This is a genomic window from Pandoraea oxalativorans (genome assembly GCF_000972785.3).
GTDB lineage: Bacteria > Pseudomonadota > Gammaproteobacteria > Burkholderiales > Burkholderiaceae > Pandoraea > Pandoraea oxalativorans.
The window spans coordinates 1,080,834-1,104,299 of the sequence record NZ_CP011253.3 but is presented as its reverse complement, the minus strand read 5'-3'; the positions used below and the strand labels follow the sequence as shown (position 1 = coordinate 1,104,299).

Below are 23,466 nucleotides of genomic sequence, written 5' to 3'. Positions count from 1 at the left end.
CGAGCGGCGCTCAGTCTTTCGTTTCGAACGCCTTGTTGATGCGCAGTGCGAGCAGCGTGCAGACCGCGCCGGAGAGCAGATAGCCGCTCACTGCGATCAGCCCGAACTCCGCCGACAAACCGAGTGCGACGAGGGGTGCGAACGCCGCGCCAAACAGCCACGCGAAGTCCGTTGTAAGCGCCGCGCCGGTATAGCGAAAGCGTTGCTCGAAGTTGGACGTCACCGTCCCTGCCGCCTGACCGTAGGACAGGCCGAGCAGGCCGAAGCCGACCAGAATGAAGATGTCCTGCCCCACCGAACCGCCACCCATCAGGAACGGCGCGAACAGGGCGAAGACGCCGATGAACAGCGCGAAAAGGCCCAATGTCGTGCGTCGGCCGATACGGTCGGCAATGCGTCCGGAAATCACCGTGCAGATGATGGCGATGACCGCGCCGCAGAGCTGCACGATCAGCACGCTGTTCAGATCCTGCGTGTTTTGCAGCGAAATCCACGACAGCGGGAACACCGTCACCAGGTGGAACAGCGCATAACTTGCCAGCGCCGCGAACGCGCCGAGGAAGATGTTGTAGCCCTGCGAGCGCACCATCTCCCGCGTGCTGATCGGCTCCAGTTGCCCCTCTTCGAGCATGGCCGTGTATTCGTTCGTCACAACCAGACGCAGCCGTGCGAACAGCGCCACCACGTTCACGGCGAAGGCGACGTAGAACGGATAGCGCCAGCCCCAGGTGAGGAAGTCGTCCGGATCGAGGCTCCAGTGCAGGAACAGGAACAGCGACGCCGCGATGATGAAGCCGATCGGCGCGCCCAGTTGCCCCATCATCGAATACCAGCCACGACGCTGCGGCGGGGCGTTCATCGCCAACAGCGACGGCAAGCCGTCCCACGAGCCGCCGAAGCCGATGCCCTGTACCAGACGGAAGAAAGCGAGCAGCCAGATGGCCTTGTCGCCGATCACCGCATGGCCGGGCAGGAAGGCCATGCCCGCCGTTGCCGTACCGAGCACGAACAGCGCCGCCGTGAGCTTGACGCTGCGTCCCCAGCGGCGCTGCACGTTCATGAAGAGCGCGGTGCCGAACGGGCGCGAGATGAAGGCGAAGGAGAAGAGGGTGAACGAGTACAGCAGCCCATGCAGGCCGTCCGCAAACGGGAAGAAAACGTGTGGAAAGACGAGGACGGCAGCGATGCCGAACACAAAGAAGTCGAAGTACTCGGAGGCGCGTCCGACCACGACGCCGACCGCGATTTCCTCAGGCGCGATGCGGGACTTGCTCCCGTGATCGTGCGCTGTCTGCGCGCCGGGTACCCCCGGTTGCGTCGGCGATTGATGAGCACTGCTTGACATTATCGGACCCCCTCGCGGATCGGGATGACGATGACACTCGTGCCAGAAAAGCATCGCAGGTATCTCGAATTGCCGCTATAGGGTTTACCCTAAATTGATGCTTCAGGGAGGGCGGTCCATGATGGGTACGGTCTGAGGCTACGGTTCCATCGATCGCAGCATGACTTCCCCCAAGTTCCTTCGCGGGGTACTTTTACTCCCCGCCTTCGCGCTGCTGTCCGGCTGCAATACCGTATTGATGTCGCCTTCGGGGGATCTCGCGGTAAGGCAACGGGACATCATCATCGTTTCCACTGTTCTGATGTTGCTGATCATCGTTCCGGTGATCGTGCTGACATTGCTGTTCGCCTGGAGATACCGGGCATCGAACAAGAACGCCGTCTACACGCCCGAATGGGATCACTCGACGCTGCTCGAACTGCTGATCTGGGCCGCGCCATTGCTGATCATCATTGCCCTGGGCGCGCTCACCTGGGTCAGCACCCACAAGCTCGACCCTTACCGGCCGCTTGAGCGCATCGATGCGAAACGCGAGATTCCGCCCGACGCGCGTCCGCTCACGGTGCAGGTCGTGGCGATGGACTGGAAGTGGCTGTTCTTCTACCCCGACCAGGGCATTGCGACCGTGAACGAACTGGCCGCGCCGATCGACCGTCCGATCCGTTTCGAAATCACGTCGACCACGATGATGAATTCGTTCTTCGTCCCAGCGCTCGCCGGTCAGATCTACGCGATGCCGGGCATGGAGACGAAGCTGCACGCGGTCATCAACAAGCCCGGCGTGTATGACGGCTTCTCCGCGAACTACAGCGGCGCGGGCTTCTCCGGCATGCGCTTCAAGTTCCACGGCATGACGGCGGACGAATTCGACGCGTGGGTGAAACAGGTCAGGACGAAGGGCGAAAACCTGTCGCGCGACAAGTACGAGGCGCTCGCGAAACCGAGCGAGTGGGTGCCGGTGAAGTATTACGCCGACGTGGCGCCCGACCTCTACGACGCGATTCTGAATCGTTGTGTTCAGCAGGGGCAGACGTGCCTGAAGGACATGATGGATCAACCGAATCACGCGCATGCCAGCCGGGCCGGTTCGCGCAAGACCGATGCGTTGCTCGCCGACGCGATGTGTACCGCACAGAACACCGTGCAGTTCGCCGCCGACGCGCAACGTGCCCCGGGGACTGCGCGTGCGCAGTGACTTCGTGAAGCCGATTCGCAACGTCCTACCCGTGACGCGCACTGCGCCTAACCGTCGACAATGATGCGCCTCGCGCGCGAATGATCCCAGGTTCGAGCTTATGGACATCGTCAAGCTGATCTTCGGTCGCCTCACGCTAGAGGCGATCCCGTACCACGAACCGATCCTCCTCGCGACCTTTGCAGGGGTAGCGATCGGCGGCGTCGTGGTACTGGGCGCTATCACCTACTTCAAGCTGTGGGGCTACCTGTGGCGAGAGTGGTTCACGAGCATCGATCACAAGAAGATCGGCATCATGTACGTGATCCTCGGCATCATCATGTTGCTGCGTGGCTTCGCCGACGCCGCGATGATGCGCCTGCAACAGGCGGTCTCGTTCGGCGACAACATGGGCTATCTGCCGCCGCACCACTACGATCAGATCTTCACCGCGCACGGCGTGATCATGATCTTCTTCGTGGCGATGCCGCTCGTGACCGGTCTCATGAACTTCGTGGTGCCGCTACAGATCGGCGCACGCGACGTAGCCTTCCCGTTTCTCAACAACTTCAGCTTCTGGATGACAACCAGCGGCGCGGTGCTCGTGATGATGTCGCTGTTCGTCGGCGAATTCGCGCGCACCGGCTGGCTTGCGTATCCACCGCTCTCGGGCGTGCTGCAAAGCCCCGACGTGGGCGTCGATTACTACATATGGGCCTTGCAGATCGCAGGGGTCGGCACCTTGCTCTCGGGGATCAACCTGCTCGTGACCATCGTGAAGATGCGCGCACCGGGCATGACGATGATGCGCATGCCGGTGTTCACGTGGACGTCGCTGTGCACCAACGTGCTGATCGTGGCCGCCTTCCCGGTGCTCACCGCTGTGCTCGCCCTGCTCTCCCTCGACCGCTACGCCGGGACCAACTTCTTCACGAACGATCTCGGCGGCAACGCCATGATGTACGTGAACCTGATCTGGATCTGGGGCCACCCCGAGGTCTACATTCTCGTGCTGCCGGTGTTCGGTGTGTTCTCGGAAGTGGTGGCGACGTTCTCCGGCAAGCGACTGTTCGGTTATGCGTCGATGGTCTACGCCACGGTCGTCATTACGGTGCTGTCCTACCTCGTGTGGCTGCACCACTTCTTCACGATGGGCTCGGGTGCGAGTGTGAACTCGTTCTTCGGGATCACGACGATGATCATCTCGATACCGACCGGGGCGAAGATATTCAACTGGCTGTTCACGATGTATCGCGGGCGAATCCAGTTTGAAGTGCCGATGCTCTGGACGGTCGGCTTCATGGTGACGTTCGTAATCGGCGGCATGACCGGCGTGCTGCTTGCCGTACCGCCTGCGGACTTCTCGCTGCATAACGGCCTGTTCCTGATTGCCCACTTTCACAACGTGATCATCGGCGGCGTCGTGTTCGGCGTGTTCGCCGCCATCAGCTACTGGTTCCCGAAAGCCTTCGGCTACAAGCTCGATCCGTTCTGGGGCAAGTGCTCGTTCTGGTTCTGGCTCATCGGTTTTTACGTGGCGTTCATGCCGCTCTACCTGCTCGGTCTGATGGGCGTGACGCGACGCGTGAGCCACTTCGACGATATGTCGTTGCAGATCTGGTTCCAGGTCGCCGCCGTGGGTGCGCTGCTCATCGCCATCGGCATCGCCTGCTTCATCATCCAGCTGGTGGTGAGCTATATGCATCGCGACCAACTGCGCGACGAGACGGGCGATCCGTGGGGTGGACGCACGCTGGAATGGTCGACGTCGTCGCCGCCGCCGGTCTACAACTTCGCCTTCACGCCGCTCATTCACGACAACGACGCCTGGTGGCAGATGAAGCAGCACGGCTTCAAGCGCCCGATGGAGGGCTTCATCCCGATTCACATGCCGAAGAACACCGGTGCAGGCATCATCCTCGCGGGGCTCGCGACGGTGTGCGGCTTCGGGTTGATCTGGCATATGTGGCTGGTGGTGATCGTGGCCTTCGTCGCACTGATCGCCACGGCCATCGGACACACGTTCAACTATCACCGCGACTACTACATCCCGGCCGATCAGGTCGAACACACGGAGGCAGCGCGCACGCGACTGCTCGCCCAGAATGTCTGACACGACCGTACCGTTTCCTACCGGAGGCGTGCCGCTCGGCGGCGGCGCCCATGCCCCCGCCCCGCCGCATGAGGGCAACCTGAAGTTCATGATGTCGACGGACTACCACCCGCCGGGTGGCACGTTGCTCGGCTTCTGGATTTATCTGATGAGCGACTGTCTCGTCTTCGCCTGTCTGTTCGCGACGTATGGCGTGCTCGGTCGCAACTACGCGGGCGGGCCGACCGGGGCGGAGCTGTTCGAACTGCCGCTCGTGGCGGTCAACACCACGTTCCTGCTGCTCTCGTCGATCACCTACGGCTTCGCGATGCTCGAGATGCAACGGCGCCGCCAGGGGGCCGTGACCGGCTGGCTGATCGTGACGGGGTTGCTCGGCGCAGCCTTCCTCTCGCTCGAACTGTACGAGTTCGCCACGCTGATCCATGAAGGTGCCGGGCCGTGGCGCAGCGCGTTCCTGTCGTCGTTCTTCACGCTGGTGGGCACGCACGGGCTGCACGTCACGTTCGGCATCATCTGGCTCATCACGCTGCTGGTGCAGATCGGCAAGCACGGGCTGAGCGCGCCGAACCGTCGGCGGCTGATGTGCCTGTCGATGTTCTGGCACTTTCTGGACGTCGTGTGGATCGGCGTCTTCACGTTCGTCTATCTGATGGGAGTGCTGCCGTGAGCACCCACGACTCGACTTTGCACGATGCCCACGGGCATGACCATGACGAGGATCATGTCGATGAGGGACCGCACAGCACGCTGCGCGGTTACACGACCGGTTTCATTCTGTCGGTGGTGCTCACCGCGATTCCGTTCTGGTTCGTGATGGGTGGCGTGTTCGAGAAATCGAGCACGACGGCGATCATGATCCTGTTCCTCGCGGCGATTCAGATCGTGGTGCACATGATCTACTTCCTGCACATGAACGCGAAGTCGGAGGGCGGCTGGAACATGCTCTCGCTGATCTTCACGATCGTGCTGGTCGTCATTACGCTCTCGGGCTCGCTGTGGGTGATGTATCACCTGAACCAAAACATGATGCCGGGTATGATGCAGGATACGAAAAACCTCCCTTGAACGGCATTTCCCTTGAGCAGCGATCGACTTCACGATTCGGGGGACGCACAGCGTCCCCCGCGCGCTTCCGGCGCATCCTCCCGCACATCTCCCCTTCGCGTGGTGATGCTCGGCGTCATCACGCTGGTGCTGATTTCCCTCTTCGTCTCGCTCGGCACGTGGCAGTTACAACGCCGCGCGTGGAAACTCGATCTGATCGAACGCGTGAATTCGCGCGTGCATGCGCCGCCGACGGCCGCGCCCTCGCGCGCGCAGTGGCCCGAGGTCAACGCCGAGAAGGACGAGTATCGTCACGTCTCGCTCACCGGCACCTATCAGTACGACAAGGACACGCTCGTTCAGGCCGTCACCGATCTGGGCGGCGGCTACTGGGTGCTCACACCGCTGCGCACGACGGATGGCGGGGAAGTGCTGGTCAATCGCGGCTTCGTGCCGCCGGGCTGGAAAGCATCGGTGCCGCCCGGCCCGGCAGGCGAAGTCACGGTCACGGGATTACTGCGCATGCCCGAGCCGGTCGGCGGCTTCCTGCGCAAGAACGCCCCGGCGGAGAACCTCTGGTATTCGCGTGACGTGGTGGCGATTGCGGCGGCGCGCGGCCTCAATACGTCCGACGTCGCCCCCTATTTCGTGGACGCCGATGGCAAACCGGACGCAAAAACCGGCGCGAGCGCGAACGCCATTACCAACGACGCCGAAGCCATGACCAGCAAGGCGCAATCGCAAGATCGCGACTATCCCGTGGGCGGCCTGACCGTGGTGCAGTTCCCGAACAACCACATGAGCTATCTGCTGACGTGGTACGCACTCGCGATCATGTCGGCCGTCGCGGGCTGGTTTGTCATCCGGCTCGAACTGCGCAAACGTGGCGAATAGCCGCTAGTGACGGATGAGCGTCGCCAGGGGTCGGTGGCGCATCTCGATTGCGTCGCTTAGCCTGCGACTGCGGCGACAGCACGGGCGATATACGCCGCAATCTCCGGTAGCCGCGCATCGTCGAGCGCGGCGTAGCCGAGTACCAGCCCCGGGGGCACCGTCTGCGCCCGGGTGAACTCCCTCAATCCCTCCACGAACACGCCTTGCACGCGCAACGCCGCGACGAGCGCCGCCTCGTCCGCCTGCGACGGCAACCACAGCACGCAGTGAAAGCCCGCGTGGTCGCCGGTGATGCGGCAAGGCGTCGTCATCCGCGCGCGCAACGTCTCCAGCAGCAGATTGCGACGTCTGAGATACACGCTGCGCGAGGCACGCAGATGCCGCGCGAAATCCCCCGCATCGATATAGCTCGCGAGCGCCATCTGCTCGATGAGGCTGTTCGAGCGTCCCGACGCCGAGCGCTGCCCCGCGATTCGTGCAAGCAATGCTGGCGGCGCGAGCAGATAGCCGATGCGCAGCGACGGAAACAGCGACTTGTTGAAGCTGCTGCAATGGATCACGCGCGCCTGTGTGTCGATGGCCTTGAGCGCAGGTAACGGCGCGCTCCCGTAGCTGAACTCGCTGTCGTAATCGTCTTCGACGATCCAGACGTCGCGTGCGCTCGCCCACTCCAGCAGTTGCATGCGGCGATTGATCGACATCGTATTGCCGAGCGGTGCCTGATGCGCGGGCGTCACGTAGGCGATGCCGGGACGTCCCCCGCCCGCATGGTCGGCAGCTTCCACGACGAAGCCCTCCTCGTCGACAGGCACGCTCACGCAGCGCTTCGACGGCGCACGCACCAGCGTCGACAGATTCTTGTAGCCGGGGTCTTCGAGATAGAACGCCGTGGTCTCGTGCGCGAGGACTTCCGTGACGAGATCGATGGCGTGGCGAATGCCGGTCGTCACCACGATTTCGTCTGCTTCGCAGGCGATGCCGCGCGTCATGCGCACGTAGCGGGCGATGCTCTCGCGTAGCGGCAAATAGCCGCGCGGGTCCGTGTCGGCCAACAACTCGGGCGTGACGGCTCGCAGCGCGCGGTTCATATGCTTGCGCCAGACCGATAGCGAGAACAGCGCGGCATCGGGCGAACGTCCGGTTTTCGATGCCAGCGATGCGGCGCTTTCAGGTAACGGCTGCGTCGATCGCTCGACTTGACCGGGTGCAGCCGCTGTCGCTACCGCCCCGGAGAAGTCCGCGACCACCTCCGTACCCGCGCCAACGCGACTCGCCACATAGCCTTCGAGCGTCAGTTGCTCGAACGCCAGCTCGACGATGCCGCGCGACACCCCCCAGCGCTCGGCCAGCGTGCGCGTGGACGGCAGACGGTCGCCCCGTCGCAACTCGCCCGCGACGATGCGCTCGCGCACGCAACGGTAGACCCATGCCTGGCGGGTCTCCTTTTCGTGGCGAGCGGAGAGCGGCAGTTCCAGCGGCTGGCTGAGGTGGCGTCGGCGCATGAGGCGGCTACTCAAAGGGATTGGAGAGCGTCGGTGTCGCAGCGGGCGCGGGCTTTTCACGGCGGTCGAATCGCCGATCCGATTCAAAGTGGCCCAACCCATCCTGCGACAAATGGCGCTTCGAATTATACAAGTTAGGCTTTATCCTAAACGCCATGACGTCTGTTCCGCAGGTTGCAACGCGACTGGCGTTTCCCCCAAATCAGAATAATCCGTGGAGAGATTCGATGGAGTTGACGGAGTTAGCCCGGCGCGAAGCGGTCGGAACCAAGTACAGCGCCGAGGCCATGCAACGTGCGCAGGCGCTCACGTGGGAGGCCACCGAGAAAATCGCCGCCATGATCAAGCCCGGCATGCGCGAGTCGGAAGCCATCGCCGCGAGCAAGACGCTGCTCGGTACGCTCGGCATGGACCGCATCTGGCACCCGGTGCTGATCCGCTTCGGCGAAAACACGTTGCGCACGTTCAGCGAGCGCAGCGATAATGACCCGGTACTCGGCGACGACGACATCTATTTCATCGACATCGGCGTGGTGTTCGGCGCGCACGAAGGCGATTGCGGGTTCACGCGCACGACCGGCAGCGATCCCGAGATGCAGCGGTGTGCGCTCGACGCCAAGCGCCTCTTCGACATCGTCCACCAGCATTGGCGCGCCGAAGGAGTGAGCGGTCAGGCCCTGTACGAATTCGCTAAGGCGCAGACCGAAGCGATGGGCTGGGTGCTCAATCTCGACATCAAGGGTCATCGCGTGAGTGACTTCCCGCATGCCATCTACAAGGGGGGCAAGCTCGGCGATTTTGAAGGAACGCCCAACGGCGGCCTGTGGATTCTCGAGATCCAGATCGCGCATCCGACACGTGCGTTCGGCGCGTTCTACGAAGACCTGCTGATCTGAGCGTCAGCGAAGACGCGAGCGCCGCCGATGGCCCTCGCGTCGCTTGTTGATCCGCAACTGCCGCCTCGGCGAGCGTTGCGGCAACGAAACCCTCTGCTCCCCCGCACCAAAACTCAACATGCAGTTCAATCCTGCTCAACACGACGATATCTGCCTGTTATCTGTGCAAGTCGCGGTTGCGTCCCGACTTCGATTCGCTAGTACACGGGTCTCATGACAGCGTGGTGATCGCGCAACAACAACGAGTGGATTCCGAACTTTTCACGGTGTTTCGCTTCGTGATCCCCTCCGTTTCGACGGACAAACCTCCATCGATATCTGACCCCATATCGAGGGAAGTCTGCGTTACGCAAGGCCTGTGAAGGTGCGCGCGCGATTTCGCGAATTGTCCAGAGCCATCTGAAGGCGCGTCGTGGCCTGTCGCCCGGACTTTTGGCGCATCTTTCCCCAATTACCCGTTTTGCGTTAACGTTCGATGGTCGACGGGGTTGTTCACGCACGTCGTAACGTTGTAAAGGCAGCGGAGACGTCGCCCCGCAACCGTGTCGCCCGCCGAGGCACATGGGCGAGGGCGAGCTGCCCGTCGTGTGTCCGTCGCTAGCGCAGTTGAAGCTACCTCCATCTCGCTCACCATAAGAACCACAGATAGACGATGAAAAACCCAACCTTCACCAAAGCGCTCTTAGCCACCGCTCTGAGCTGCGCGCTATTCAACGTTCACGCGGCATCGGTAGCGCCGGTCGGCGCACAGAACGGCATGGTCGTGACGGCCCAGCACCTCGCGTCGAAAGTCGGCGTCGACGTGCTCAAGGCTGGCGGCAATGCCGTCGACGCCGCAGTTGCGGTGGGTTACGCGCTCGCCGTGGTGTACCCGGCAGCGGGCAACATCGGCGGCGGCGGCTTCATGACGATCCAGCTCGCCGACGGTCGCAAGACCTTCCTCGACTTCCGTGAAAAGGCCCCGCTCGCGGCGACGGCCAACATGTACCTCGACAAGGACGGCAACGTCATCAAGGGCGCCTCGACGACCGGCTATCTGGCCGTCGGCGTGCCGGGCAGCGTGTCCGGCATGGAATACGCGCGCGAGAAGTACGGCACGAAGACGCGTCAGCAACTGCTCGCACCGGCCATCACGCTCGCCGACAAGGGCTTCGTGCTCGATCAGGGCGACGTCGACATGCTGTGGACGTCCACCAAGGACTTCGAGAAAGACCACGCCAACTCGGGCGCCATCTTCCTGAACAAGGGCCAGCCGTTCCAGCCGGGCGAACGCCTCGTGCAGAAGGACCTCGCGCGCACGCTCAAGCTGATCAGCGCCAAGGGCACCGACGGCTTCTACAAGGGTGAGGTCGCCGACAAAATCGTGGCGTCCATGAAGGCGGGCGGCGGCATCATCACGCAGGCCGACCTCGATCAGTACAAAACGCGCGAACTGGCCCCGGTCGAGTGCGACTACCGCGGCTATCACGTCGTGTCGGCCCCGCCCCCGAGTTCGGGCGGCGTGGTGATCTGCGAGATCATGAACATTCTCGAAGGCTACCCGATGAAGGAGCTGGGCTATCACTCGGCTCAGGGCGTGCACTACACCATCGAAGCCATGCGTCACGCGTACGTCGACCGCAACAGCTATCTGGGCGACCCGGACTTCGTGAAAAATCCGATCGCACAGTTGCTCGACAAGAACTACGCCGCGAAGATTCGTGCCGCGATCAACCCGCAAAAGGCTGGCATCTCGCAGGAGATCAAGCCGGGTGTGCCGCCGCATGAAGGCAGCAACACGACGCACTACTCCATCATCGACAAGGACGGCAACGCCGTATCCGTGACCTACACGCTCAACGACTGGTTCGGCGCGAAGGTGATGGCCAACGGCACGGGTGTGCTGCTCAACGACGAAATGGACGACTTCACCTCGAAGGTGGGCGTGCCGAACATGTACGGTCTGATTCAGGGTGAGGCGAACGCCATTGGCCCGGGCCGTCGTCCGCTGTCGTCGATGAGCCCGACCATCGTCACGAAGGACGGCAAGCCGGTGATGGTCGTCGGCACGCCGGGTGGCAGCCGCATCATCACGGCTACGCTGCTGACGATGCTCAATGTGATCGACTACGGCATGACGCTGCAGGAAGCCGTCGATGCGCCGCGTTTCCACCAGCAATGGATGCCGGAAGCGACCAACATCGAAGCGTTCGCGGTGAGCCCGGACACGCAGAAGATTCTGGAAAGCTGGGGCCAGAAGTTCGCGGGCCCGCAACCGGCTAATCACATTGCGGCGATTCTCGTCGGCGCACCGTCGCTCGGCGGCAAACCGGTCGGCAAGAACCGCTTCTACGGTTCGAACGATCCGCGCCGCAATACGGGTCTGGCACTCGGGTATTGAGGGTTGAACGGATTCGGCGTTGTGCCGAATCCGCGTAGCGAATGAAAGGAGGCCGCAGATGCGGCCTCTTTTTCGTTGAATGCTGTCTGTCTTCTTTGCTCAGCGGCGATGATCCACGCGGCGCGCAAGACGCTCCCCCGCGAACTGCACCAGCGTCACGAGCGCCACGAGAATCACGATCACGTTGAACATCACACTCGTTTCATAGCGCTCATAGCCATACCGCACGGCGAGATCGCCGAGACCGCCTGCCCCGACCGCCCCGGCCATCGCCGACGCCCCAACCATCGCAATCACCGTCACCGTCGCACCGCCGAGAATGGCGGGCAACGCTTCGGGTAGCAACACGTGGCGCACGATGTGCCAGCGACGGCAGCCCATTGCGCGCGCCGCTTCGATCAGTCCCGGATCGATCTCGCGCAAGCCGACTTGCGTCACCCGCGCGAAGAACGGAATCAGATGGACGGCGAGCGGCACCACGGCGGCCCATGTGCCCATCGTCGTGCCGACGATCCAACGCGTGACCGGCAACAACGCCACCAGCAGAATGATGAACGGTACCGCGCGGAACAGATTCACCACGACCGACAACGCACGGTTGAAGCGCGGACGCGGGACCAGCCCGCCCGGTGCGGTGATCACCAGCACAATGGCGATCAGCATGCCCACTGCAAAGACAATGGCGCACGCGCTCGTGACCATTAGCAACGTTTCGCCGAAGGCGCGCAGATATTTGTCGAGCATAACGATTCCGGAGGAATTAGACCGCCTGAGCCTGATGGCGCTGCGTACTTTGCGCGAGACGTCCCTGCCAGGCGTGCTGCAACGGACGTAGCAGCGCGCGCGTGGCCTCGGCCAGCGGGTTCGCGAAGACTTCGTCGACCGGACCGAGTTCGGTGATGCGTCCCTGATCGAGCACCAGTACGCGGTCGCAGGCCTGATGGATCACCCCCATATCGTGCGTGATGAGGACGACCGTCAAGCCGAATTCGCGCTGGACGTCGCGCAACAACGCGAGAATCGAATCGGTCGTCTCGGGGTCGAGTGCGGACGTCGCTTCGTCGCACAGCAGAATTTCGGGGCGATGCACCAATGCACGCGCGATGCCCACGCGCTGCTTTTGTCCGCCGGAGAGCATGGCGGGATAGGCGTCGGCCTTGCCCGACAGTCCCACGAGCGCTAATAGCTCGTTCACGCGCGGCGCGATTTGCGCGTTCGGTACGCCCGCCACACGCAGCGGCAAGGCCACGTTTTCGAAGACGGTCTTCGCCGACAGCAGATTGAAGTGCTGGAAGATCATGCCGATGCGTCGACGCAGACCGACCAGCGCCGCTTCATCCAGCGACGCCACATCGACGCCGTCCACCTTCACGTGCCCCGTGCTCGGCAACTCCAGCGCGTTGATGGTACGCAGCAGCGTGGACTTGCCCGCACCGCTGCGTCCGATGATGCCGAAGCTCTCGCCGCGATGCACGGCGAAGGCAATGTCCTGCAATGCCGCACTCGATGCCCCGGGGTAAATCTTGCCGAGTCCGTCGAACGTGATATGAGCGACTTCGCGCGTCGCAGCCGTGGGCAGCCGGGTCACCGTGGTCGTGGGGCTGCTTGAAGTTTGCCGGATGTTCATCGACGGAATCCTCGCTGATGCGGATGACGGGAGGCGATCAGAACGCCGGGACGACCGAGCCCTGATACTTCGTCTCGATGAACTTGCGCACTTCGTCCGATTGATAGGCCTTCACTAGCGGCGCGACCCACGGCGCGTTCTTGTCCTTTTCGCGCACCGCAATGATGTTCACATACGGATTGTTCTCTCGCTTCTCGACCGCGATGCCGTCGCGCGTGGCGATCAGCCCCGCCTGATACGCGAAGCTGTTGACGATGGCCGACGCATCGACGTCCGGCAGCGAGCGCGCCAGCACGACCGACGCGCTTTCGATGAACTGAAGCTTGCGCGGGTTCGCGGTGACGTCCGAGAGCGTGGCCGTGCCGGTGTATGGGTCGAAGCCGTCGCGCAGTTTGATCAGACCGTGATCGCGCAGGATCACCAGCGCACGCGTCTGATTGCTCGGGTCGTTCGGCAATCCGATCTTCGCGCCTTCGGGGAGCGATTCGAGCGACTTGTACTTCTTCGAATAGAACGCGATGGGCGAGATCAGCGTGTCGCCGACCGACACGAGCTTGTAGCCACGCTGTTTGACCTGATCGCGCAGGAACGGAATGTGCTGGAACGAATTGGCGTCGAGATCGCCGTTGTTCAGCGCTTCGTTCGGGCTGGCCGTGCCGCTCACCACCACGGACTCGACGTTCAGGCCACGCGATTTCGCGACCTTCGTGACCACTTCCCAAATCTCTTCGTCGACGCCGCCGCGCACACCGACCTTGAGGGGCTTGTCGGCCGCAAAAGCGCTTGCCGAACCCAACGTACCGAGCGAGCCGATGGCCAGTGCGAGCGACAGACTGCCGAGCAGACGAAACAATTGGCGGCGTTGCATGACGTATTCCCCTTGATTTAGGTATGGGTGATGCCGATTCAGGCGAACGCTCAGTCTAGGAAGTGCGGGCCCGCAGCGTCCAATAACCAATTGCGCAAAGCTAAGTCGCCGGGGCGCGCGGAGCATTCGTACGCCGACGGTTCTGCACTTGTAACTTTTTGTAATACGCCGACGAGAATCTCAGGAACTCCTCTTCTGACCGACGTCCAACTGGTTTCCCCGTGGATTGCGTCTTGCTCTCGTGTGGCGATTGCCGTCGCGCGAGCGGAGCATTTTTGTTCGACGCACATCGCTTTCTCGTCACTTCTCTCTACGGAACCGCGCGAAGATGTCTGCCCTGTGGTACCCGCTGCTCAGCCCGTCCCTGCCCCGTCTTTACCGTATGCCGCCACGTGCGATTGCCATGGCGCGCCTCGTGTTGTTCGGCGTCATTCTGCTCATCGCGGGTCTGCCCGTCAGCGACGCCCTCGCCGCCAACGCGCATCCGACGAGTACCGGCAAGCGTCGGCATGACGCCGTCAAGAAGAGGAAACCGGTGGCGAAAAAGGCGAAGGCAGCCCCCCATCGCAAGGCGACGGCAGCGAGCGCGTCGCGCAAGCGTGCGGCGACTCACGCGGCAAAGGGACGCACGAGCCGCGCCGCGAAGAGAGCGACACCGCCGCGTCGCGCCAGGGTGACGAAGTCGACACCGAAGCGCTCGCCGACGGTGGCTCGGCGCAAGGCAGTACCGAAGGCTGCTGTAGCGGCAGGGGCAGCAGCAGGTGCGACAATGGCGGCCGCAGCGAAACCCGGAGACACCACGGCGGCTTCAGCCCAAGTGAGCACTGACGCCAAACCCCGGCTGCTTGCGCGTTGCGGCTTCACGCCAGCATCGCGCAAACGTCTGTTCTCCAAGGCGGTATACATCGTCGACGAAAAGACGCACACGCCGCTCTTCGCCCTGAATGCCGATCAGGTGCGCCCCATCGCGTCGCTCTCGAAACTGATGACGGCGGTCGTCTGGCTCGACAGCGGCCCGGCCATGCGCGCGCCGCTCACCGTCACGAATGCGGATCTCGACACGCTGAAGTTCACGCATTCGCGTCTGGCCGTGGGCTCGACCCTCTCGCGCGCCAACATGTTGCACATCTCGCTGATGGCCTCCGAGAACCGTGCGGCCGCGGCGCTGAGTCGTGACTATCCGGGCGGGCGGCCTGCGTTTATCTCGGCAATGAACGCCAAGGCGCGCTTGCTCAACATGCCCAATACGCGTTTTGAAAACGCCACGGGACTCTCGCCGCGCAATGTGTCGACGGCGCGTGAACTGGCGCGGCTGGTGCGCGCATCGAACGGCTATGCGCTGATTCGCCGCTACTCGATCGATCATCAGCAGTTAGTACCCACTGGCAAAGGGCAGTTGCAGTACGTCAATACGAACCGGCTGGTGCGTTACGGCAAGGTGCACGCCAGCGTGCAGAAGACGGGCTTCATCAACGAGTCGGGACACAACATGGTGATGCGGATGATGGTGCACAAGACGCGTCCCGTGATCGTGACGATGCTCGGCAGCGACACGCCCGAAGGTTCACGCCTCGATGGCGTTCGTATCGCGCATTGGCTGTCGTGCTCGTTGCGTTGAGCTGATGTGGCGAGACAAAGAACAAAGACAAAAGCGCGCACTCACCAGTGGGTGAGCGCGCGCTTCGGTGACGACGACGGCAAGGGGCGGTTAGTGCTGACGTGCGTGCCAGCGTCCCCAGATCGCCGTGGCAAAGAGCAGGAAAGCGCCCGCGCCGATCACAGCGTCGAACCCGTGATTGAATGCTGTGTTGGAGAGCACCGTCAGCGCATCGGCGGCCGCCGGCGGCAAGTGCTCGGCGACGATCTGCGCCTCGTCGAGGCTGTCGCGCACGGTGTCCGGGAGCGTCGCCACCTGCGGCACATCCATCGAACGACCGTAGACGAACGTCAGCAGGCTGCCCATGAAGGTCACACCCAACGCACCGCCGAGTTCGTACGAGACCTCTTCGACCGACGCCGCCATCCCGGCGCGCTCGGGTGGTGCGCTCTGCATGATGGTGCTCGACGCCGCCGTCATGGTCGCACCGACGCCAACACCGAGCGTCGCCAGCGCCAGGGCAGACAACGCGAGGCCCGAATCGCGCAGGATCAGGTAGCCCGCCATGCCCACGGCCGACGTCATCAACGAGATGAACAACATTCGCGCGCTGCCCATGCGGGGGAGCATGCGACCGGCAATCGGTCCCGCGACGAAGGCGGCAATCGATAACGGCATGCCCGCCCATCCGGCTTCCAGCGGCGAATAGCCCATCGTCAGTTGCAGACGCTGGCTGAACACCAGTTGCATGCCGATCAACGCCGCTGCGGCCATCAGTGCCGCCGCCACCGCACCAGCGAACACCGGATTGCGGAACAAGGCGAAGTCGAGCAACGGATGCGCACTGCGCTGCTGGCGTTTGACGAACGCCCACAGGAACGCAACACCTACGACGACCGCAACGCCGACCGTCGCCCAGTCGGGGGCCAGCTTGCCCGCGCTCTTGATCGCGTACGTCACGCCGATCAGGCCGACCATGAAGAGCAACGAGCCGAACCAGTCCCACGGTTGGGACGACGTCGCACCGCCCTTCGGGATCAACCACCAGGCCACAGGCAATGCGATCAGCACGATCGGGACGTTGATCAGGAAGACCGAGCCCCACCAGAAGTGTTCGAGCAGCGCGCCGCCGACAATCGGGCCGAACGCCGCACCACCTGAAGCCACCGACGCCCAGATACCGATGGCGAGCGCTTGCTCATGGGGGTCGGCAAACGTCAGCCGAATCAGCGAGAGCGTGGCGGGCATCATCATGGCCGCCCCCACCCCAAGGAAACCTCGGGCGACGATCAGGACGTTGGCGCTCGGCGCAAAGGCGGCGGCGAGCGACGCCACGCCGAAGACGACCAGACCGGCGAGAAACAATTGCTTGTGACCAAGACGGTCGCCGAGCGTGCCCATGCCGAGCAGCAGGCCCGAGACCACGAGCGCGTAGGCGTTTACGATCCACAGCTTGGCGGAGGCCGTCGCTGCCAGATCGTGGGTCAGACGCGGCAGTGCCGTATAGAGCACCGTCATGTCGATCACGATGAGCAGCAGCGCCACCGACACGATGGCCAGCACCAGCCAACGGCGTGCGCCGCTCGCATGAGGTACCGGATGTGTTGAGGTATGCAGACTGGACATGGGGAAAGCTCCTTTCCTTTTGGGTGCGCAACGGCCGCTTCCCCGACGGCGTTACGTGTTGACTTTATCTCTAGGGAAAACCCGCATCATCCATCAATAAATCGATTGATAAAAGTTGGATTCCATCTGATAAGTGGATGGATTTGAAGGTTTTTCCGTTTAATGACTGCCAGACGCGAATGCCGACGATTTAGCGGTGAGAGGGTCAGATTCGAACGGCCGTTCTAGTGCGCCCGTCAAGACTGGCGGCGCACCACGCAGGCGCATACAATCTGCGCCACATTCCCATTGGGCGATAAATCCCCCCTATTCGTACATGGCATCTCATCCAACCCGAATTCCCGACGCCGTCTCGCTCCCCGAGTTGACGGTACGCGGCATGATCCTGGGCGCGCTGATCACCTTAGTGTTCACCGCCTCCAACGTTTATCTCGGCCTCAAGGTCGGTCTCACGTTTTCTTCTTCCATTCCTGCGGCCGTGATTTCGATGGCGGTGCTCCGCGCGCTGCGGGGCGGCAACATCCTCGAGAACAACATGGTGCAGACGCAGGCGTCTGCGGCAGGCACGCTCTCATCGATCATCTTTGTGTTGCCCGGCTTGCTGATGATCGGTGGAGTTGACCCTGTAAAACCGGACACACCATCACACTAAGGTTGCTGAATCCATCGAGCGCCGGAACTCGCGAGGCGAGCGGTATTTCAGCGCGCTATGGGGGTGCTTCTCGTTGTAATGCTCAAATGCAATGGCCAGATTGTGAGCAGCGGTTGCAGCATCCGGCTTCGGCATGAAGGCGACGTAGTCGCGCTTCATCGTTTTCACGAAGCTCTCGGCCATGCCGTTACTTTGCGGACTGCACACGGGCGTGGTCAATGGCTTTAGTCCGATGTTCATCGCAAACCGGCGCGTATCGTCAGCCGTATAGCCCGAACCATTGTCGCTCAGCCACTCGATTTCGGACGGCGTATGCACCTCGTTGCCGAACCGATTTTCCACTGCGGCCAGCATCACGTCGCGCACAATGTCGCCGCTGTGGCCTGCTGTCGTCGCCGCCCAGCTCATCGCTTCTCGGTCGCAGCAATCCAGCGCAAACGTCACACGCAGCGGCTCGCCGTTGTCGCAGCGGAACTCGAAGCCGTCCGAGCACCATCGCTGATTGCTGCGCGCGACGGCCACTTTGCCATCATGTCGACGGTGGGCTCGCGGCGCAATCGGTCGGCGCTGCGTCAGCAGCCCATGCGTTCGCATGATGCGATAAATGCGCTTGGCATTGAACGGCGCCAGTCCAACTGCAACGCGCTCGTTGCGCAACGTGCCCCAAACCCGCCGGTAGCCATAGCTGGGCAAATCGCCGACGACACGGCGGATTTCCTCGACTACAGTTTCGTCGTCGGTCGGCCTTGATTGCCGGCCATCGCGCCACGTCGCCGGACGCGACAGTCGTGCCGATACGTTCGAGCGCGACACGCCGAGAACTTCACAGACCAGTTTCACTGGCCGTCCTCCGGCAGCAAGGGCGAGTGCGCTATCCATTTTTTTGCTCGGCTGTATTCAACTGCTTCCCGGAGAATCTCGTTCTCCATTGTTTTTTTGCCGAGCATCCGTTGCAGCTCGCGAATCTGCTTGAGCGCATCAGCCAACTCCGATGCCGGAACCACTTCTTCGCCAGCCTTGACCGCTGACAGGCTACCGTCCTGGTACAGCTTGCGCCAGTGGAATAGCTGGTTCGGGTTCACGCCGTAATGGCGCGCGACCATTGAAACCGATTTTCCCGGTTCGAAACTCTCGCGAACCATCGACAGTTTCTGCTCCGCCGTCCAGCGACGCCGGCGCTCTGGGCCCGTCAACACTTCCATCACTTCCTGCTTGGTGTTAGTCAAAAACACAGTCTTATGCCTACCCGTTATTGTAAGTGGGTCGCTGTGTCCGGTGTTTCATGGGGCCGCTCCAATCGGACACTGGCAGGGCTTTCCATTTGGCCTGACGCTGGCGATCTGCGCGTCGGGTGGCATTCTTGGCGTGCTGTTCACGATCCCGTTGCGTCGCGCGATGGTGGTCGACAGTGACTTGCCGTATCCGGAGGGTGTGGCGGCAGCGGAAATTCTGCGCGTCGGCAGTGAAGGTGACGAAGGTAAGACGTCCCCCAGCGGGAAAACAGCGACGGGTAACGAAGCGAGTGGCGTGCGGGAGATTGCCTTCGGCGGGATCGTCTCGGCGCTGTTTGCGTTTGCGACGGCGGGCCTGAAGATCCTCGGCGAGAGTATTACCGCGTGGATCCCGGCGGGCGCTGCGGTCTTCCGTCTGACGACCGGCTTCTCGCTCGCGTTGATCGGTGCCGGTTATCTCATCGGCATCGTGTCGGGGCTGGCCATTCTGCTCGGCTTCGTGCTCACCTGGGGTATTGCTGTGCCGGTGCTCACAGCTATCACACCGAATCCCGATGGTCTGGCGATGACGGCATTCGCGGATGGACTGTGGCAACACAAGGTGCGGTTCATTGGGGCCGGTGTGATCGGCGTGGCGGCCATATGGACACTCATCACGCTAGCAAAGCCGATGGTCGATGGCGTGAAGACGTCGTTCACGGCGTTGGGCAAGGCGCGAGGCGCACGAGGTAAGGCTGGTAACGGACAGGCGCTGGGTCGCACGGAGCAGGATCTGTCGCCGTACTGGGTGATCGGTCTCACGTTGCTGTGCGTGGCCGTGTGGGTCGTGACGTTCGGCGTGTTCCTCGCGGATGCGCCGCTGTCGTTCGGTGGTATCGCCACGCTGGTGATTTGCAGCGTCGTGTTCGCCGTGGTCTTCGGCTTTCTGGTAGCAGCCGCATGTGGCTACATGGCGGGGCTAGTGGGATCGTCTGCCAGTCCGATTTCGGGTATCGGGATCGTTGCGGTGGTGTTGGTGTCGCTGCTGATTCTGAGCGTCAGTCAGGCGAGCGGGCTGCTCGATACCGCTGGCGGCAGCAAGCTCGCCATTGCGTTGGCCCTCTTCACGACGGCTGCCGTCATCGCCATTGCCACGATTTCCAACGACAACCTTCAGGATCTGAAGACGGGTTGGCTGGTGGGCGCGACGCCGTGGCGTCAGCAGGTGGCGCTGTTGGTGGGCTGTGTCGTAGGTGCTGCGGTGATTCCGCCAGTGCTGAACCTGTTGTACAACGCCTACGGGTTCACCGATGCATTGCCGCGCGCGGGAATGGATCCGTCGCAGGCACTGTCGGCGCCGCAGGCGATTCTGATGACGGCGATTGCCAAGGGCATCTTCACGCACCGGCTCGACTGGTCGATGCTCGGCATCGGTGCGGTGCTGGGGCTAGCGTTGATTGCGATTGATGCAGCGTTGGCCAAGCGTGGAGGTGTTGCGCGTGTCCCGGTCATTGCGGTAGGCATCGGTATCTATCTGCCGCCGACGATCGGCTCCGTATTGGTGATCGGTGCGGTGCTGGGTTGGATCTCGCAGCGTGTGCTGAAAGCGCGAGCCAAGGCACAAGGAAAGGACTTCGGACCGTATGCGGAAGCGGCTGAACGACGCGGTGTGTTGCTGGCATCGGGCCTGATTGTCGGTGAAAGTCTGGTGGGCGTGGCGATGGCGATGGTCGTCGGCTTCACCGGCTCCGACGCCCCGCTGGCCATCGTCGGCAGTGGCTTTGCCCCGACGTCGGAATGGCTCGCCCTGCTCGTCTTCGCAGGCATCTGCGTCGTCATCGTCCGCCGGGTGCTGTCGCCAACGCGGTCGGCGTGATCTGCGCGATCTGCGCGATCTGCGCGATCTGAGTGATCTGAGTGATCTGAGTGATCTGAGTGATCTGAGTGATCTGGGTGATCTGGGTGATCTGGGTAATCTGCGTTATTGGCGTAACGAGTATTCGTACGCTACTGTGAGCTATTGTCGAATCTGGTGTACGGGGTGCTTTGGGAAATATGAGAAGGCGGTGGCGGTTTAGCTGAGAATGTTGCTTGTCGAAGGCACACCGAGCAAAGCCGGCGCGAGCCGGCCCCGACCACCATGAAGAAGATTATGAAAGAAACGAACGGCAGAAAAGCACAAACGAAGAGCGCGCTCGATGAACTGATCCAGCAAGGCGCGCGGCAGATCATCGAGCAGGCAGTCGAAGCGGAACTGGCGAGCATGCTTGAACAGTACAGCAACGTGAGGTCGATCGACGGTCGGCGTGCCGTGGTGCGCAACGGCTACCTACCAGAGCGCGAAGTCGTCACGGCCATCGGTCCGGTGCCGGTTCGGGTACCGAAGGTGCGTGATCGCTCGGGTTCGGGCATCCGCTTCAATTCGGCGGTCGTGCCGCCGTACGTTCGCAAATCCGCACGCGTGTCGGCCGCACTACCGTGGCTGTACCTGCGAGGCATCTCGACGGGCGACATGAGCGAAGCCATGGGCATCATGCTGGGCGGCCAGGTCAGCGGCCTGTCGCCAAATGTGGTGAGTCGTCTGAAGGCGCAATGGGCCGATGAGCATGCTCAGTGGAATCAGCGTGAGTTGTCGTTGGCGCGCTGGGTGTACTGGTGGGCTGACGGCATTCACACCGGCGTGCGCAGCGACGATTCCGACGGCCAGTGCCTGTTGGTGATCATTGGTGTCAAACCGGACGGAACGAAAGAGCGTGTGGCGATCAGTGACGGGTATCGGGAATCGAAGGCGTCGTGGGCCGAACTGCTGCTCGATCTGAAAAAGCGCGGTCTGCAGTCAGGGCCGCTGCTGGCTTGCGGAGATGGTGCGATGGGATTCTGGGCAGCGATGGAAGAAGTGTTCCCGCAGACCAAGCATCAGCGCTGCTGGTTCCACAAGATGGGCAACGTGCTCAACGCGCTGCCGAAATCGCAGCAGGCCCGCGCCAAAAAGGCGATGCAGGACATTTGGATGGCCGCCACGCGTGCCGAAGCGCTGGTTGCCTTCAATCACTTCGTTGATACCCACTCGGCAAAGTATCCGAAGGTGGTCGAAAAGCTGACGCAAGATCGCGACGAGCTGCTGGCATTTTACGATTTCCCGGCCGAACACTGGCAGCATCTGCGCACGACGAATCCGATTGAATCGACCTTCGCGACGGTGCGTCACCGCACCAAGCGCACGCGTAACTGCGTCTCGCGCGCGACGTTCCTCGGCCTGGCATTCAAGCTGATCGAGTCGGCCGAAGACTCGTGGCGGCGCATCCGCGCCCCCGAAAAGATCGCGACGATGCTTGACGGGATGACGTTCAAGGATGGAGAGCCGGTGACCGACAGCACACCGGCTCAGCAGCCCCTGGCCGCCTAATCTTGCTCACGCCCCGTACACCAGATTTGACTTTAACTCCGCTACTGTGCTCAACATCCTATAAGTTTTAGCGTCAACCTGTGAGTCGATAAGCGCTTTCCACGTGCATCGACTCACAACATCTCTCCTAGCGGGTCATTCCCCCGTTCCGATCGCTCGCCAGAACGCCCGGATTTCGCTCATGAAAATGACGCGTCGTGAGCACGCGGCCCAAGATTTATTCGAGCAGAACCGCGCTTTACAGTAAAGGCTCGAGGAGTACCGTCTTGATGGGAGGCGAGTCTGTGGGTACTTTTGCGTCCACCAAATGAAATGGTGGGCGCAAAAGTGGACAAGGTTTTGAGTGTGGCTGTGGAAGCGGTACCTTACCGACGAGCGAATTTCTCAATGGAGTTCAAGCGCGCAACGGTTGAGGCAACGTTAAGGCCAGGTGCGTCGGTTGCTTTGACGGCGCGCAAGGCAGGCATCAACGCCAACTTGTTATTCAAATGGCGCCGGCATTATCTGGCTGGCGCTTACGGTGATGTCACGCCTGAGCTTGTTACTCGCCAGAGTTCTGCGGCTTCGGTGACCGAGTTTGTTCCCGTGACGATCACGAAGGCTCTCGTTGGTATCCCCACGCCGTCGGCAGACCAAGCAGTCCCGACCTCACGATGTTCATTGCGGCACGAGGGGAAGATCGAGTTGGTGATGCGTGGCGGCACAATGCGCTTCGATGGTCCGCTGAGTTTGGAGTTACTGCGCGAGTTGATCTCGGAGCTACGCACATGATCGGGTTGCCCTCGAACACGCGGGTGTGGATTGCCGCTGGCGTCACGGATATGCGCTGCGGCTTTAATAGCCTGGCAGCCAAGGTCGAGTTGGTGCTGCAAAAGGACCCGTTCTCGGGGCACATCTTTCTGTTTCGTGGCCGGCGCGGTGATCTGCTCAAGGCCCTGTACTGGAGCGATGGCGGGCTGTGCCTGCTGGCCAAGCGGCTGGAGAAGGGGCGATTCGCGTGGCCACGGGCCGATGGTGGTGTCGTGGCACTCACCACTGCGCAGCTCTCACTCTTGCTTGAAGGGTTCGATTGGCGCGAGCCCATCGACGCGGCTCGCCCACGCAGTGCGAGATAACGTATTTTTTAGGAGA

At 62.2% G+C, this 23,466-nt stretch carries 17 protein-coding genes and 3 pseudogenes; 13 read left to right on the top strand and 7 right to left on the bottom strand.

Annotated elements, in window-relative coordinates; genetic code table 11:
• Positions 1–10: 10 nt before the first annotated feature.
• Positions 11–1,345 (bottom strand): MFS transporter, encoded by a 1,335-nt coding sequence (locus MB84_RS05080; protein ID WP_046290978.1) that lies wholly within the window; start codon positions 1,343–1,345, stop codon positions 11–13.
• A gap of 160 nt (positions 1,346–1,505) precedes the next feature.
• Here MB84_RS05080 and cyoA point away from each other — a divergent pair, with 160 nt between their 5' ends.
• The 5 genes from cyoA to MB84_RS05055 all read left to right on the top strand — a co-directional run bounded on the left by cyoA (position 1,506) and on the right by MB84_RS05055 (position 6,570).
• Positions 1,506–2,540 (top strand): ubiquinol oxidase subunit II, encoded by a 1,035-nt coding sequence (gene cyoA / locus MB84_RS05075; RefSeq protein ID WP_046290977.1) that lies wholly within the window; start codon positions 1,506–1,508, stop codon positions 2,538–2,540.
• A 100-nt stretch (positions 2,541–2,640) separates the two neighbouring features.
• A complete protein-coding gene (gene cyoB / locus MB84_RS05070; RefSeq protein WP_046290976.1) occupies positions 2,641–4,632 on the top strand; it encodes a cytochrome o ubiquinol oxidase subunit I in 1,992 nt (663 codons plus the stop codon).
• Complete coding sequence (gene cyoC, locus MB84_RS05065; protein ID WP_046290975.1) at positions 4,625–5,299, top strand: cytochrome o ubiquinol oxidase subunit III; 675 nt, start codon at positions 4,625–4,627, stop codon at positions 5,297–5,299. Before cyoB ends, cyoC begins: the two co-directional genes overlap by 8 nt.
• Complete coding sequence (gene cyoD, locus MB84_RS05060; RefSeq protein ID WP_046290974.1) at positions 5,296–5,697, top strand: cytochrome o ubiquinol oxidase subunit IV; 402 nt, start codon at positions 5,296–5,298, stop codon at positions 5,695–5,697. Before cyoC ends, cyoD begins: the two co-directional genes overlap by 4 nt.
• A 12-nt stretch (positions 5,698–5,709) precedes the next feature.
• On the top strand, positions 5,710–6,570 hold the full coding sequence (locus MB84_RS05055; RefSeq protein ID WP_425415885.1) for an SURF1 family protein: 861 nt from the start codon (positions 5,710–5,712) through the stop codon (positions 6,568–6,570).
• 56 nt (positions 6,571–6,626) lie between these two features.
• Here MB84_RS05055 and pdxR read toward each other — a convergent pair whose 3' ends face one another.
• Positions 6,627–8,072: a MocR-like pyridoxine biosynthesis transcription factor PdxR gene (gene pdxR / locus MB84_RS05050; RefSeq protein ID WP_046290972.1), complete on the bottom strand. Its 1,446-nt coding sequence runs from the start codon at positions 8,070–8,072 to the stop codon at positions 6,627–6,629.
• Positions 8,073–8,299: 227 nt separating this feature from the next.
• Here pdxR and MB84_RS05045 point away from each other — a divergent pair, with 227 nt between their 5' ends.
• Together MB84_RS05045 and ggt are read left to right on the top strand one after the other, a co-directional pair.
• Positions 8,300–8,968 (top strand): M24 family metallopeptidase, encoded by a 669-nt coding sequence (locus MB84_RS05045; RefSeq protein ID WP_046290971.1) that lies wholly within the window; start codon positions 8,300–8,302, stop codon positions 8,966–8,968.
• Between the two features lie 757 nt (positions 8,969–9,725).
• Complete coding sequence (gene ggt, locus MB84_RS05040) at positions 9,726–11,348, top strand: gamma-glutamyltransferase (protein WP_245725559.1); 1,623 nt, start codon at positions 9,726–9,728, stop codon at positions 11,346–11,348.
• A gap of 99 nt (positions 11,349–11,447) precedes the next feature.
• On the opposite strand, the gene MB84_RS05035 is transcribed toward ggt, so the two are convergent.
• The 3 genes and pseudogenes from MB84_RS05035 to MB84_RS05025 form a co-directional block, all read right to left on the bottom strand.
• Positions 11,448–12,092 (bottom strand): methionine ABC transporter permease, encoded by a 645-nt coding sequence (locus MB84_RS05035; protein ID WP_039400521.1) that lies wholly within the window; start codon positions 12,090–12,092, stop codon positions 11,448–11,450.
• Between the two features lie 52 nt (positions 12,093–12,144).
• Positions 12,145–12,975: pseudogene (locus MB84_RS05030) on the bottom strand (methionine ABC transporter ATP-binding protein); the annotation flags it as partial.
• Positions 12,976–13,012: 37 nt separating this feature from the next.
• The gene (locus MB84_RS05025; RefSeq protein WP_046290969.1) at positions 13,013–13,843 is read right to left on the bottom strand and encodes a MetQ/NlpA family ABC transporter substrate-binding protein; all 831 of its coding nucleotides are present in this window, start codon (positions 13,841–13,843) and stop codon (positions 13,013–13,015) included.
• A gap of 328 nt (positions 13,844–14,171) precedes the next feature.
• On the opposite strand from MB84_RS05025, the gene MB84_RS05020 reads away from it, so the two are divergent.
• A complete protein-coding gene (locus tag MB84_RS05020; RefSeq protein WP_245725482.1) occupies positions 14,172–15,461 on the top strand; it encodes a serine hydrolase in 1,290 nt (429 codons plus the stop codon).
• A gap of 90 nt (positions 15,462–15,551) precedes the next feature.
• Here MB84_RS05020 and MB84_RS05015 read toward each other — a convergent pair whose 3' ends face one another.
• The gene (locus MB84_RS05015; RefSeq protein ID WP_046290968.1) at positions 15,552–17,066 is read right to left on the bottom strand and encodes an MFS transporter; all 1,515 of its coding nucleotides are present in this window, start codon (positions 17,064–17,066) and stop codon (positions 15,552–15,554) included.
• Positions 17,067–17,382: 316 nt separating this feature from the next.
• Between MB84_RS05015 and MB84_RS05010 the strand changes: the two are divergent.
• A pseudogene (locus tag MB84_RS05010) lies at positions 17,383–17,679 on the top strand (OPT/YSL family transporter); the annotation flags it as partial.
• A gap of 30 nt (positions 17,680–17,709) precedes the next feature.
• On the opposite strand, the gene MB84_RS05005 reads toward MB84_RS05010, so the two are convergent.
• A protein-coding gene (locus MB84_RS05005) for an IS3 family transposase (RefSeq protein ID WP_157122856.1) occupies positions 17,710–18,920 on the bottom strand; the annotation gives its coding sequence in 2 pieces (ribosomal slippage) (positions 17,710–18,605 and positions 18,605–18,920; 1,212 coding nt in all).
• Positions 18,921–18,936: 16 nt separating this feature from the next.
• Here MB84_RS05005 and MB84_RS04995 point away from each other — a divergent pair.
• The 4 genes and pseudogenes from MB84_RS04995 to tnpB all read left to right on the top strand — a co-directional run.
• A pseudogene (locus tag MB84_RS04995) lies at positions 18,937–20,805 on the top strand (OPT family oligopeptide transporter); the annotation flags it as partial.
• A gap of 264 nt (positions 20,806–21,069) precedes the next feature.
• Positions 21,070–22,335, top strand: coding sequence for an IS256 family transposase (locus MB84_RS04990; RefSeq protein WP_046290953.1), 1,266 nt, complete (start codon positions 21,070–21,072; stop codon positions 22,333–22,335).
• 312 nt (positions 22,336–22,647) lie between these two features.
• Positions 22,648–23,106, top strand: a complete 459-nt coding sequence (tnpA, locus tag MB84_RS04985) for an IS66-like element accessory protein TnpA (RefSeq protein ID WP_052654594.1) — start codon at positions 22,648–22,650, stop codon at positions 23,104–23,106.
• On the top strand, positions 23,103–23,450 hold the full coding sequence (gene tnpB / locus MB84_RS04980) for an IS66 family insertion sequence element accessory protein TnpB (RefSeq protein WP_046289885.1): 348 nt from the start codon (positions 23,103–23,105) through the stop codon (positions 23,448–23,450). The genes tnpA and tnpB overlap by 4 nt, the downstream gene beginning before the upstream one ends.
• Positions 23,451–23,466: the final 16 nt, after the last annotated feature.

Bases quoted from the DNA above. Each gene is read 5' to 3' on its own strand.
- MB84_RS05080 (WP_046290978.1), bottom strand. From the start codon at position 1,345: ATGTCAAGCAGTGCTCATCAATCGCCGACGCAACCGGGGGTACCCGGC.
- cyoA (WP_046290977.1), top strand. From the start codon at position 1,506: ATGACTTCCCCCAAGTTCCTTCGCGGGGTACTTTTACTCCCCGCCTTC.
- cyoB (WP_046290976.1), top strand. From the start codon at position 2,641: ATGGACATCGTCAAGCTGATCTTCGGTCGCCTCACGCTAGAGGCGATC.
- cyoC (WP_046290975.1), top strand. From the start codon at position 4,625: ATGTCTGACACGACCGTACCGTTTCCTACCGGAGGCGTGCCGCTCGGC.
- pdxR (WP_046290972.1), bottom strand. From the start codon at position 8,072: ATGCGCCGACGCCACCTCAGCCAGCCGCTGGAACTGCCGCTCTCCGCT.
- MB84_RS05045 (WP_046290971.1), top strand. From the start codon at position 8,300: ATGGAGTTGACGGAGTTAGCCCGGCGCGAAGCGGTCGGAACCAAGTAC.
- ggt (WP_245725559.1), top strand. From the start codon at position 9,726: ATGGTCGTGACGGCCCAGCACCTCGCGTCGAAAGTCGGCGTCGACGTG.
- MB84_RS05035 (WP_039400521.1), bottom strand. From the start codon at position 12,092: ATGCTCGACAAATATCTGCGCGCCTTCGGCGAAACGTTGCTAATGGTC.
- MB84_RS05025 (WP_046290969.1), bottom strand. From the start codon at position 13,843: ATGCAACGCCGCCAATTGTTTCGTCTGCTCGGCAGTCTGTCGCTCGCA.
- MB84_RS05020 (WP_245725482.1), top strand. From the start codon at position 14,172: ATGTCTGCCCTGTGGTACCCGCTGCTCAGCCCGTCCCTGCCCCGTCTT.
- MB84_RS05015 (WP_046290968.1), bottom strand. From the start codon at position 17,066: ATGTCCAGTCTGCATACCTCAACACATCCGGTACCTCATGCGAGCGGC.
- MB84_RS04990 (WP_046290953.1), top strand. From the start codon at position 21,070: ATGAAGAAGATTATGAAAGAAACGAACGGCAGAAAAGCACAAACGAAG.
- tnpA (WP_052654594.1), top strand. From the start codon at position 22,648: ATGGTGGGCGCAAAAGTGGACAAGGTTTTGAGTGTGGCTGTGGAAGCG.
- tnpB (WP_046289885.1), top strand. From the start codon at position 23,103: ATGATCGGGTTGCCCTCGAACACGCGGGTGTGGATTGCCGCTGGCGTC.